The 11558-nt window shown below is 33.2% G+C and carries 13 protein-coding genes; 3 read left to right on the top strand and 10 right to left on the bottom strand.

What is annotated here, in order from left to right; all coding sequences use genetic code 11:
• Window positions 1–368 precede the first annotated feature (368 nt).
• The 3 genes from rpiB to ACN5J7_RS15740 all read left to right on the top strand — a co-directional run bounded on the left by rpiB (window position 369) and on the right by ACN5J7_RS15740 (window position 2278).
• Window positions 369–803 (top strand): ribose 5-phosphate isomerase B, encoded by a 435-nt coding sequence (gene rpiB, locus ACN5J7_RS15750; RefSeq protein ID WP_311936104.1) that lies wholly within the window; start codon window positions 369–371, stop codon window positions 801–803.
• On the top strand, window positions 804–1721 hold the full coding sequence (locus ACN5J7_RS15745; RefSeq protein ID WP_311936109.1) for a cation diffusion facilitator family transporter: 918 nt from the start codon (window positions 804–806) through the stop codon (window positions 1719–1721).
• A gap of 113 nt (window positions 1722–1834) precedes the next feature.
• Entirely contained in the window at window positions 1835–2278 is a 444-nt protein-coding gene (locus ACN5J7_RS15740; protein WP_311936111.1) for a GNAT family N-acetyltransferase, read from the top strand.
• Between the two features lie 113 nt (window positions 2279–2391).
• On the opposite strand, the gene ACN5J7_RS15735 is transcribed toward ACN5J7_RS15740, so the two are convergent.
• The 10 genes from ACN5J7_RS15735 to ACN5J7_RS15690 all read right to left on the bottom strand — a co-directional run bounded on the left by ACN5J7_RS15735 (window position 2392) and on the right by ACN5J7_RS15690 (window position 11470).
• A complete protein-coding gene (locus ACN5J7_RS15735; RefSeq protein WP_311936114.1) occupies window positions 2392–2925 on the bottom strand; it encodes an OmpA family protein in 534 nt (177 codons plus the stop codon).
• Window positions 2926–3139: 214 nt separating this feature from the next.
• Window positions 3140–4609 (bottom strand): T9SS type B sorting domain-containing protein, encoded by a 1470-nt coding sequence (locus tag ACN5J7_RS15730; protein ID WP_418604633.1) that lies wholly within the window; start codon window positions 4607–4609, stop codon window positions 3140–3142.
• A 6-nt stretch (window positions 4610–4615) separates the two neighbouring features.
• The gene (locus tag ACN5J7_RS15725) at window positions 4616–5470 is read right to left on the bottom strand and encodes an OmpA family protein (protein ID WP_418604632.1); all 855 of its coding nucleotides are present in this window, start codon (window positions 5468–5470) and stop codon (window positions 4616–4618) included.
• Between the two features lie 38 nt (window positions 5471–5508).
• Window positions 5509–7143 carry a S41 family peptidase gene (locus ACN5J7_RS15720; RefSeq protein ID WP_418604631.1) on the bottom strand — a complete coding sequence of 545 codons (1635 nt, stop codon included), beginning with the start codon at window positions 7141–7143 and terminating at the stop codon, window positions 5509–5511.
• A 4-nt stretch (window positions 7144–7147) separates the two neighbouring features.
• Window positions 7148–7951, bottom strand: coding sequence for a DUF4349 domain-containing protein (locus ACN5J7_RS15715; protein WP_418604630.1), 804 nt, complete (start codon window positions 7949–7951; stop codon window positions 7148–7150).
• An 11-nt stretch (window positions 7952–7962) separates the two neighbouring features.
• On the bottom strand, window positions 7963–8337 hold the full coding sequence (rnpA, locus tag ACN5J7_RS15710) for a ribonuclease P protein component (protein ID WP_418604629.1): 375 nt from the start codon (window positions 8335–8337) through the stop codon (window positions 7963–7965).
• Window positions 8338–8488: 151 nt separating this feature from the next.
• The gene (arsB, locus tag ACN5J7_RS15705; protein WP_418604628.1) at window positions 8489–9535 is read right to left on the bottom strand and encodes an ACR3 family arsenite efflux transporter; all 1047 of its coding nucleotides are present in this window, start codon (window positions 9533–9535) and stop codon (window positions 8489–8491) included.
• A 3-nt stretch (window positions 9536–9538) separates the two neighbouring features.
• The gene (locus ACN5J7_RS15700) at window positions 9539–10171 is read right to left on the bottom strand and encodes a protein-tyrosine-phosphatase (protein ID WP_418604627.1); all 633 of its coding nucleotides are present in this window, start codon (window positions 10169–10171) and stop codon (window positions 9539–9541) included.
• A gap of 37 nt (window positions 10172–10208) precedes the next feature.
• Window positions 10209–10541 carry an ArsR/SmtB family transcription factor gene (locus tag ACN5J7_RS15695; RefSeq protein ID WP_418604626.1) on the bottom strand — a complete coding sequence of 111 codons (333 nt, stop codon included), beginning with the start codon at window positions 10539–10541 and terminating at the stop codon, window positions 10209–10211.
• Between the two features lie 125 nt (window positions 10542–10666).
• Window positions 10667–11470 carry an SDR family oxidoreductase gene (locus tag ACN5J7_RS15690; protein ID WP_418604625.1) on the bottom strand — a complete coding sequence of 268 codons (804 nt, stop codon included), beginning with the start codon at window positions 11468–11470 and terminating at the stop codon, window positions 10667–10669.
• Between the last annotated feature and the right edge of the window lie 88 nt (window positions 11471–11558).

The raw sequence follows: 11558 nt of genomic DNA, 5'->3' as shown, positions 1-11558 counted from the left end.
TATTTTGATGGTATTACAATAGCATTCTATTAATAGTTTATTAACATACTATTTGTCCTTAAAACTTTAATATTTAGCTGATTTAAATTTTATATGCACAGTTGTTAACAACCAAAATTAACAGTGTTTTACTCATAACTTTTTAAAATTTCATGTTTATAGGTACCATTTTTTAATCTCATAACATTGCTAAAAAAAGTGACTTAAATTTTTGGTGGATTGACATGGGTTTTTGCTTGTAAAATTAATTGGATATACCATGTTTTTCTTTTAAAAAATAATGAACACTTATTAACAAGTAATGAATATAGTAATTGACAATGTTAATTATTATTACCTTTGTGTTATTACAAACTAATATATAAAAAATGACAATTGCTATAGGAAACGATCACGCGGGGACCGATTATAAATTCGCTATAAAAAAACATTTAGAAACCAAAGGTTATACTGTTATTAATTTTGGGACCGATGCTAGCGATAGCGTAGATTATCCAGATTTTGTACATCCGGTTGCCGAAGCTGTTGAAACTAACAAATCCACATTCGGAATACTAATTTGCGGTAGCGCCAACGGTGTTGCGATGACAGCTAACAAACACCAAAAAATTCGCGCTGGTTTATGTTGGAATAAAGAAATAGCAACGTTAACCAGACAGCATAATAACGCTAATGTTTTGTGTATTCCTGCACGATTTACTGCTATACATCAAGCTGTTGAGATGGTTGATACGTTTTTAAATACCGAGTTTGAAGGTGGTAGACATCAAAATAGGGTAGATAAAATTCCATTATCGTGTTAAATGGGTCATCACCATTCTCATAATCACACACATGCACATCCCGACTTAAAAGGACGCAATCTTTTTATATCCATTTTATTAAATATAGCTATAACAATAGCTCAGGTTGTTGGCGGTTTAATGTCTGGCAGTTTGGCACTTTTAAGCGATGCGCTGCATAATTTTAGCGATGTTATTTCGCTTATTATTAGTTATGTAGCCGATAAACTATCAAAACGAAAAGCTTCATTTAAAAAAACATTTGGGTATAAAAGGGCCGAAATATTAGCGGCTTTTATAAATGCAGCCACCTTAATTATTGTTGCTGTTTTGTTGATTATTGAAGCGGTTGAACGTTTTCAAAACCCACAGGAAATCGAATCTAATTTAGTGATTTGGTTGTCTTTAATCGCTATTTTAGGAAACGGTTTTAGTGTTCTTTTATTGAAAAAAGATGCTGAATCCAATATGAACATGAAAAGCGCCTACCTCCATTTATTAACCGATATGATGGCGAGTGTTGCGGTTTTTATCGGTGGGTTGCTTATGAAATACTACCAATTATTTTGGGTAGATAGTGTGCTTACTTTTGCTATTGCGGTTTATTTAATTTGGATGGGTTTTGATTTGCTAAAGGATTCCACTAAAGTACTCATGTTATTTACACCAGATTCAACGCCTATCCATAAAATAGTAGATGAAATCAATACCTTTGAGAACATTAAAAATGTACATCATGTACACATTTGGCAACTGAACGAAGATGAAATTCATTTGGAAGCACACATCGATTTTAAAGAAGATATAACCCTATCTCAATTTGATATTATTTTACATAAAATTGAAGATTTTTTGTTGGATAAATACGGTATCAACCACGTAAATATCCAACCGGAATTTGGAAAAGATGATGCGAAAGATGTTATCGTTCAAGATTAAATTAAAACGTCATTCCAAGAAGTTTACGACGTGGTAATCTGTTTAAAATAGTTTAAAATAAGATGAGTTAAAAATATTTTTACGCCTTAAAAAAACTCACAATAACGAATTTCATGTTAGAAATAAAAGTTAAAAAATTCCAAGAATTATCAATCGACGAGTTGTACTATTTATTACAATTACGTAGCGAAGTTTTTGTAGTGGAGCAAGATTGTGTGTATCAAGATTTAGATGGAAAAGACGAAAAAGCACTGCATGTTTTAGGTATTAAAAATGATAAAATAATAGCTTACACGCGTATTTTTAAACCAGGTTATTATTTTGATGAAGCCAGTATTGGTCGTGTAGTGGTTGCAAAAAACGAACGCCAATATAAATATGGATATGCTATAATGAAAGCTTCAATTGAGGCCGTGAAAAATCATTTTAATGAAACAAAAATTAAAATTTCGGCTCAAACATATTTGAATAAATTTTATAATAATTTAGGTTTTAAGGCTATTGGTGATGAATATCTTGAAGATAATATACCTCATATTGTTATGGTGTTCCAATAAATAAACCTTTTTTACAATTGTGTTTTAAAAATAAAGCGAAGATTTTTTTAAATGTATTCAGATTTTTAAAATGTACATTACTAGCAATTTTATACGGTCGGTTTTTCAATTAGTTAGTAGTATAAAACATCAGCAACACGTCGAATATATAAGTCTACTCTTCCTTCTTCTTCTAAGTTATATTTTCCAGCTAAACCTCTATATCTAACTCTTTTAGCATCTACACCATACTTTACTAAATAATCACGAATGTATTTTGCTCTTACAATACTTAAGTTTGCAATTCCTGTTTCTTTATTTTTAGCATCAATTCCTCCACTGGTACAACAAACATGACCATTTATTGTAAAGTAAATATCTGTACGTTGAACTAAAAATTCAGCTAATTCTTTTAAAACGTCTTTAGATTCTGGCGTTAAATAACGATATCCTGTTTTAAACTTTAGGTTTTTTAAGCTAACTAAATCTCCTTCTGATAAGTCTTCACCGTAAAAAGAACCAGCTATTAATTTGGAGTTATTTGTTGTAGCTGCTTCTTTTTTATTATCAGTATTTGTCTTTTGTAGATTGTCTTCTTTTACATGATCTGATGCAAAAACATTATTTAATGTAAAAATTAAAACGAATAATAAAGTAATTTTTTTCATGTTCAATAGATTTGTTATTTATTGGGTACCCCAAACCTATAGCAACAAAGATTTTAGCACGAAATTTTTAGACTATTCTCAAATTTATTTGGTTAAAATACACGAACTTAGATGAAGCACACGCTAATACCGACAAAACAGAGTGTTAATCGGCTGTTTTTAAATACACTTCATAGATGACTATTAAAAGTAGAGAAACAAAAAGATAAAAAAATCATCTTTTTAAAGCAAAATAACCTCGTAAAACTTCTCTGTTGTTTAAGGTAATTTTGTACCAATAACTATCTGTTGGTAATAATTCACCATTATAAATCCCATCCCAACCTTGGGAATTAGGAAGCAAAAACTTTAGTAATTGCCCATACCTGTTATAAATTGAAATGTTATTTATACTGTTATTTATGTCTGTAACGACCCAATAATCGTGTTTACCATCGTTGTTTGGTGTAAAATATTTAGGAATAAAATAATCTTCGGTTGTAATGGTAACCGTAAAATTGGATTCGTTGCTATCGCAACTTGTTTCGTTGTAAATATAAATTGTTTGAGAACTGTTTAGAACATCTCCAGCCTGTAATAACGTACCGTTTCCGCCTGATTGGGTATAATAATTTCCGTCGTTAAGTACAGGTAAAGTATAGTTTGTACCAATAAAATTCTGTAACGTGTCAACCGGAACAAAATTTGAGCACTCGGATAATTCGTTAACAAAGTTTGAATACGGATAAGGTTTCCAATTTGGGTAACTTAGTGAGGCATCGTCCACTACCACACAGGTTAAATTAGGATTAAAATCAAAATGCATAATGGTTGCATTTTCGTTGGTGCCATTTTTAATGTTTAGCCAGCACAAATCATTATGACTGCAATCTAAATTTACCAATGAAGTGTTTTTAGACATATCTAATTGTGTAATTTGATTATGCACACAACTTAAATCGCTAAGCAGTGTATTTTGGGTAACATCCAAACTTGTTAATAGGTTATTAAAGCAGAGTAAAACACGCAAATTGGAATTTTGGGTGACGTCTAAATTAGTGAGCTGATTGATGCCACAATCTAAAAAAGCCAAATTGGTGTTTTTGGTAACATCTAAAGTGGTGAGCAGATTACCTCTTACAAGTAAAGAGTTTAGGGTTAAATTCTGGGTCACATCTATATTTAGTATTTGATTGTTTTCGCACACCAAAACATTTAGATTTAAGTTTTGTGTTACGTCTAAACTGGTTATCAAATTATCACCACAGGTTAATGAAATTAAATCTGAATTATTACTAACATCAATGGCTGTAAGCTGATTAAAATCGCACCACAGTATTTTTAAAAGCGAAAGTGCCGAAACATTTAAACTGGTTAAGGCGTTGTTGTTACAAAATAATTCGGTAAGGTTTAAATTGGAGCTAATCGGTAAGCTGGAAAGATTATTATCCGAGCAATCAAGAATAGATAAGGCTGCAAAATCTTGAATCCCGGTTAGATCGGAAATGTTTAATGAGGCGACATCTAAATTGGTTACGGTATTAATGTTTGCGGTAGGTACAAAATTATCTAAAGGACCTGAATCGTAGCCCAAATCGATTAAAGCTTGTTCAAAATTATCATCGGGCACAAAGGTGTTTTGAGAAATACAATAGGTACTTATTAAAAATAAGTATAAGGTAAAAAAGTTAATTTTATTAACCATACATTTTTAATTCTCATTACCCACATACGTAATTAAAATTTCAACACGTCTATCAAATTTTGGGTCGCCACCAAGTGGAAATTTTCGGCGCATACCCATATAGCGCATCCTTTTTTTACTAACGCCTTTTTTGGCAAAATAATTATATACATATTTCGCCCTAGCTTCAGATAAATTACGTTTTTTGGTTTTTCTGTTTACGGCATCTCGCGAAAATTGCGTACAGCAAACATGCCCTTGAATGGTAAAATAAATATCGTCGCGTTCAACTAAAGCGTCGGCAATAGCATTTAGTATTTTTTTAGAATCGGGGGTAACCGTAGCATACCCCGTTTTAAATAAAATATTTTCAAAAGTTATTTTATCGCCAACTTTAAGTTTGCTTTTTATTTGTTCCGGGACATCTTTCTTTTTATCAGTTTCCGCAATGGGCTTAACTTCTTCAACAATTTTCGGCTTTGGTTTTACAATAATTTCTACTTTTCGGTTTAAACCCCTAATTTTCAAAAGGTTCTTTTCATTAACTATTTTGAGTAAAATTTTACCTTTTCCATCAACATTGGAAATTAATGATTCGCTTATTTCGTTATTTGAAAAAATAGATTTTATGGCATCGGCGCGTTGTTGCGATAGTATGAGGTTATAATCATCGGCCCCAACATCATCACAAAAACCATAAATGGAAATAGATTCAATATCGATATCGGTTAAATTAGAGATAAAGAGCAGCAATCTGTTTTCTTCGGTAGATGGTACAACGTATTTATCGGTATCAAAATACACATCGTGCGTAAGTTTGCTTTGAGAAGAAGCGATATTACAGCAAAGTACAATTAGTATAAGTCTAATTAATTTATTCATTACTTGGGGGAATAGAATATAAGTATAAAGATACTGTTTTATCTTAAATAATTGGAATAGGCTAAAGGGCTATTAAGAATTTCGGTAGCTTTCTTTATTTTTGGGTCGTTAATTTTGTAATAGTCGTATAAACCCTCTCTGTAAACATAGCGTTTTACAATCTCCTTGGTTAAAAGCGTTAACAAATAGTCTTTATTCTCGTCAATAGCTTTGGTTTTTGAAGTGCTTAAATTTGAAATTAAGGTGTTGTAATCCGATTTAATGGCATCACCTAAATCTTCTTTTTCAGCCGTTTCAAAGGCTTTTAAAAGTACTTTTTCGGTTTGGGTTTCAAAGGAAAAATGATTGGCCTTTAAATAGTTTTTAAAATCTGAAAAATCTGAAGCCGATAGTTTAAAATTATCAATATCGGTGATTTGATTGTTGTAATAATATTGTGTGGCAAAATCAAATATCAGGTTTTCGTTTGCTATGGCATTAATAACCGCAGAGTTTTTTAAGGTGCCTAAGTTTTCATCAGGGAACACGCCGCCGCCATCAAAAACCTGTCGACCGTTTTTGGTTTTATAAGCATTGTAATTTTCTTGTTTTACCCTAACGGCCTCGCCTTTATCGTTTCTATTCCAATAATCCAAAGACTGGATACATCGGCCCGAAGGCGTATAATACCTGGAAATGGTTATTTTAACCTGCGTGCCATAGGTTAGAATTTTTGGGCGCTGCACCAAACCTTTACCAAAACTTCTGGAGCCCACAATTACGGCGCGATCTAAATCTTGTAATGCGCCGGAAACAATTTCGCTTGCCGATGCACTACCGCCATCGATTACGACCACTAAAGGAATTTCGTTATCAATCGGATCTTTTTGTGTATAATAGGTTCGGTTATATTTTTTTACTTTAGATTTTGTGGTTACCACCAATTGCCCTTTTGGCACAAATAAATTAACAATTTTTATGGCCTCGTTTAGCAATCCGCCCGGGTTGCCGCGTAAATCCAGAATTATGCGTTCGGCTCCTTGAGCCTTTAAATCCCGAAGTGCGTAATTGGTTTGCGAGGCTGCTTTGTTATTAAATTGCGACAGCACAATATACCCGGTTTTTTCATTAATCATTGAAAAATGAGGTACCGCATTAATTTCAACTTCCGCTCTGTTTATGGTGGCTGTTTTGGTTTGGTTTTGTCGTTTGTAAGTCACTTCAACCGAAGTTCCCGGAGCGCCTTTTAGTAAATTGCCCGCATCATCTTTATAGCTTTCAACAGAGGTATTGCCCACTTTAATAATTTCGTCTCCGGCTTTTAAACCCGCTTTATCGGCTGGATAATCTTTATAAGGCTCAACAATAACGAGTTTGTCCTTAAGGGTTCGCACTTTGGCTCCAATTCCAATATAATCGCCGGTATTATTGATTCTGGCGGCTTCAACATCTTGTTCGTTTAAAAAGTTGGTATACGGGTCTAAATCGGCCAACATGCTTTTTATGGCGGTATCCATTAAATCACCCGGATTGGTCTCGTCAACATAATTCATGTTGAGTTCTTTAAACAAAGTGGTGAATATTTCTATTTGTTTGGCGATTTCAAAAAAATCGTTTTTAAAAGCAGATCCCGTAAAAAGGATAGTTAATGCTAGAACAGGAATTATTATTTTCTTTTTTAGGAGATTTTTCATTTTATTATTTCTTTTTTTTTAACCATTTTTTTATCAAAAAGAACAAGGTTATAAGTATAATTATAAACGGCCAAATATGTAACACACCTATAAAAAACATAGACAATCCATTGAAACCAGATTTAATGGCGTTCCACATTTTTGTTCCGTATGAAACCGTTACGCCACTTTCGACTGTATGTTTATAGAATTCTATATTTAAAGTGCTTAAGGCGACTTTGTTTGTAAGGTATTTTAACCGTCCTTGTTTAGCTTCAATTTCCTCCCTAATTTTAGATAGTTCTTTTTCAATATCAAGAATTTCCTTTACATTTTTTGCTTTCGAAAGCAGTTCTAAATAGCGTTTTTCTAAGGTTTGCTTTGCTTTTAGTCGTGCTTCTAAATCAATAAACTCTTCGGTTACATCTTTTGATGACACGCTTTTGGTATCAAAAAAAGAAACATGATTACTAATAGAATCTATTGTTTTTTGAAAATTAGTTGTGGGTATTCTTATGACTAAATGCCTAGTGATCGTATTGTACGATTTATTAGATTTATCATCTTGGATGAACCCTTTATTTTGAATAATAAAATGTTTGATTTGATTATAAGTTTTATCTAAATTTTGAGTTTCAAAATGTAAATAAGATTCTTTGATTATTTGTTGTTTGATAGCTTCGGTTGATGAAGAAACAAAACCATTTATGGTTGGAGATTCTTCTAAATAAAACTTTTCAGAGCTAAGAACATCAACTTCAGTATGTGATGGTGTTTTAGCACACATCAAGGGAAATATCAACAAAAAGAAGTAAGAAATAAATTTCATAAAAGCATTTTTTATTCTGAAACCTTGTCCAAAAACTTTTTAAATACGTGTTTCATTTTGGTTTCAACTTGGGTAAATGTGGGTTTATCTTTGCCAATGTACAAAATCATAAACGCATGTTGTGTTGTTAAATTGTTAAAAAAATCGGCTTTATTTAGTCTATAAGCTTCTCTTAATAAACGTTTTATACGGTTTCTATCAACGGCCGTTTTAAAGTTGCGTTTACTTACCGAAACCCCGGTTTTTGCAATAATCCCATCATCAAAATTGGTTTGCAAATACACCAAACGCAGTGGATACGCAGAAACCGATTGCCCCTCTACAAACAGCTGGTCTATGAGTTTTTTGCTTTTAAGTTTTTCTTTTTTTGAGTAGGTAAGTTTCAACAACAATGGTTTTAAAAGCCAAAGGTAGTAAAATATGTATTTGTTAGTTGGTCAATTGGTGGTTTCCAAGCTACTTTAAGAACTTTAAACGAATAACTTCACAAATATCCTTAATGCAGAAATAGGTTTTGAATTGATAATATATTCGGCTTTATTCGTTGGTTTTACCGTAATATTTTTTCCGTAACCAAAAGGAAACCTTAACCAATAAAATCAATGCGGGGACTTCAACCAAAGGCCCAATAACTCCGGCAAATGCTTGTCCAGAATTTAGTCCGAAAACAGCAATCGCAACCGCAATTGCCAATTCAAAATTATTACCGGCCGCTGTAAATGCCACCGAAGCTGTTTTATCGTATTTTGCGCCTGATGCCTTGGTAACGAAGAAACCTATAATAAACATTAAAGTAAAATAGATAAGCAACGGCACTGCAATGATGAGGACATCCATCGGGATTTTAACAATTAATTCGCCTTTCAGCGAGAACATAATTACAATGGTAAACAAAAGGGCAATTAAGGTAATTGGTGAAATGGTTGGAATAAATGTATTGCTGTACCATGCTTCGCCTTTTAATTTTACTAAAATGAGTCGGCTTAATATGCCCATTACAAAAGGAATTCCCAAATAAATGGCAACACTTTCAGCAATTGTTCCAATGGAAATATCTACGATAGCGCCTTCAAATCCAAAATAAGGCGGAAGTACCGTGATAAAAACCCAGGCATAAAAACTGTAGGCAAACACTTGAAAAATGCTATTTAACGCCACTAAACCCGCGCCGTATTCGCTGCTGCCTTCCGCGAGGTCGTTCCACACCAAAACCATAGCGATGCAACGTGCCAAACCAATTAAAATGAGTCCGACCATATATTCGGGATAATCACGTAAAAAGGTAATGGCCAAAACAAACATTAAAACAGGACCGATAATCCAATTAAGGATAAGCGAAATGGAAAGTATTTTTGTGTTTCTAAATACCTTTGGTAACAACGAATAATTGACTTTTGCCAAAGGTGGATACATCATTAAAATCAACCCGATAGCAATCGGAATATTTGTTGTTCCGCTATTAAACGAGTTTATAATATTGGGAAATGAGGGTATAAAATAGCCAAGCGCAACACCAATGGCCATGGCTACAAATATCCATAAGGTTAGATTTCTGTCGAGAAAACTTAGTTTTTTTGCTGCCATTTTTTAGGGGTTTATTTGCGAGAAAACGTAAAACAATTCGGTGGCGATTTGCAGGCTTCTTTCATGGTATTTTTCAACCTGTTGTGGGGTGTTGTCAAAAGCTTTTGGGTCTTCAAAAGTTATCGGGACGCGTTGTTCTGCACCTGGAACTAAAGGACAGGCTTCATTTGCCGAATCGCAAGTCATAACCGCTACAAATGCAGATTTTGGATTAAAATCATCATCCATTTTTTTTGAAAAACCGATTATTGGATGCGCATTGTCGGCATATTTAATAGCGTAAATGGGATTTTCGTTTTTTGAAATGGTTTTTATTTGAAATCCCGAGTTCCGCAATGTTTTTGCAACCATTGGAAAAAGCACCGTGGTTTCCGTGCCACCTGAATAACAAAACACATTTTTAATATTGAAATAATAAGCTAGGGTTTGCGCCCAAACTTGGGATAAATGACTTCTTCGTGAATTGTGCGTGCAGATAAAGTTGATGCGAATTTCTTGATGATTTGAAACTTTTGCCTGAATAAAATCCGCTAGCGGTTGTAAAATTGCTTTACGTTCATTGGATATACCATCAATATTTAAAGCGTTAATTACACGTTTAATTTCGGTGTACAAGGTTGTTTTTTCGGTTATCATGTTTGTTGTGATTAAACGGTTGATTTGTAAATTTTTTTTAACAACAGTCTTCATTATTGGAGATATCTTGATTTAGAAATTGCAGCATAGTCTCTTTCATTTTTATCCAATTTTCGGCGTTAATGCAATAGCAAACACTTGTCCCTTCAACATTCCCTTTAATTAATCCTAAATGTTTCAATTCTTTTAAATGTTGCGAAATGGTTGGTTGTGCCAATCCAATTTCGTTGACCAAATCACCACAATAGCAAGCGTCTATTTTAAAGAGTTGTTGTAAGATTGCTACTCTGGCAGGATGACCAAAAACTTTTGCGAAAAGTGCAATTTCATTTTGTTGGTCTGTAAACATTTCGGTTTTTGCGAGTCCCATTTTCCTTTTATTAGTTAATTGCAATATTACGATTAATGTGTAATCCGACAATTTTTTTTTAAAGAAAAGATAGAATAACTGTAATAATTTGTGTGGACTTGATTTAAGACGGATCCATTTAAACGTTACTTTTTACGACCTGTGAAATGCTCCATGGTTTTATAAATTCCCAGCACGTCTCCAGCAAACCAATCAAAAATATTAATCGACATTACGGCTTGACCGAAACGTGTAAATCTGTAAATGTAGCCCGGGATACTTATTAATTTTTTATTCTTCTCAATCGACTTAACAATGGTTAACGCTGCGGCTTTCGGTTCAAGAATTGGAATTTTGGATGTTACGCCATCAAACATACCTGTATTGATGTAGTAGGGCATTATTGTGGTAACATTTATTTTTTTATCTAATTGCTTCATCTCCAAACGCAAACTGTCCGACCAACCTATGAGCGACCATTTGCTTGCTGCGTAAACAGACATTTTAGGGTTTGAAATCAACCCGCCAGACGAAGCAATATTGCAAATATGTCCTGAATTTTGATGCAACATATCCTTAAGAAATTCCATGGTGATAAACATGGGGGCAGTTGCATTAATTTCCATTGTTTTCATAATATCGGAGGCCGTATGCTCATTGAAATATTTGCCAACTATTATGCCGGCATTATTGATTAATACATCAACAACACCTAAATCCGATTTAACTTTTTTAGCGGTATCTTGAATTTGTTTCAGGTTTGAAACATCAACGTTGTACCCAAATAGCTCTCCAATGTTTGAAAATTCAGCTATGGTTTTATCAATGCTTTCTTGATTAATGTCCCAAATAATTACTTTGGCTTTTCGTTCTAACATTAAACGAACCATTATTTTGCCAATTCCAGATGCTCCACCTGTTATTAAAACCGTTTTATCTTTTAATTGCATGTTTTTGTTATGGTTGCCAACATTAGTATATCCAAACCTATTAAAAAAATAACCGATATGCAATTAAGTTATTCAACGCTTTTTTATA

It is taken from the genome of Hwangdonia sp. (genome assembly GCF_048381975.1).
Taxonomy (GTDB): Bacteria; Bacteroidota; Bacteroidia; order Flavobacteriales; family Flavobacteriaceae; genus Hwangdonia; species Hwangdonia seohaensis.
The sequence above is the reverse complement of the archived record's forward strand: the minus strand, read 5'-3'. Positions and strand labels throughout refer to the sequence as shown.

Bases quoted from the DNA above. Each gene is read 5' to 3' on its own strand.
- ACN5J7_RS15695 (WP_418604626.1), bottom strand. From the start codon at position 10,541: ATGGGACTCGCAAAAACCGAAATGTTTACAGACCAACAAAATGAAATT.
- ACN5J7_RS15700 (WP_418604627.1), bottom strand. From the start codon at position 10,171: ATGATAACCGAAAAAACAACCTTGTACACCGAAATTAAACGTGTAATT.
- ACN5J7_RS15690 (WP_418604625.1), bottom strand. From the start codon at position 11,470: ATGCAATTAAAAGATAAAACGGTTTTAATAACAGGTGGAGCATCTGGA.
- ACN5J7_RS15745 (WP_311936109.1), top strand. From the start codon at position 804: ATGGGTCATCACCATTCTCATAATCACACACATGCACATCCCGACTTA.
- arsB (WP_418604628.1), bottom strand. From the start codon at position 9,535: ATGGCAGCAAAAAAACTAAGTTTTCTCGACAGAAATCTAACCTTATGG.
- rpiB (WP_311936104.1), top strand. From the start codon at position 369: ATGACAATTGCTATAGGAAACGATCACGCGGGGACCGATTATAAATTC.
- ACN5J7_RS15715 (WP_418604630.1), bottom strand. From the start codon at position 7,951: ATGAAATTTATTTCTTACTTCTTTTTGTTGATATTTCCCTTGATGTGT.
- ACN5J7_RS15720 (WP_418604631.1), bottom strand. From the start codon at position 7,143: ATGAAAAATCTCCTAAAAAAGAAAATAATAATTCCTGTTCTAGCATTA.
- ACN5J7_RS15725 (WP_418604632.1), bottom strand. From the start codon at position 5,470: ATGAATAAATTAATTAGACTTATACTAATTGTACTTTGCTGTAATATC.
- ACN5J7_RS15740 (WP_311936111.1), top strand. From the start codon at position 1,835: ATGTTAGAAATAAAAGTTAAAAAATTCCAAGAATTATCAATCGACGAG.
- ACN5J7_RS15735 (WP_311936114.1), bottom strand. From the start codon at position 2,925: ATGAAAAAAATTACTTTATTATTCGTTTTAATTTTTACATTAAATAAT.
- ACN5J7_RS15730 (WP_418604633.1), bottom strand. From the start codon at position 4,609: ATGGTTAATAAAATTAACTTTTTTACCTTATACTTATTTTTAATAAGT.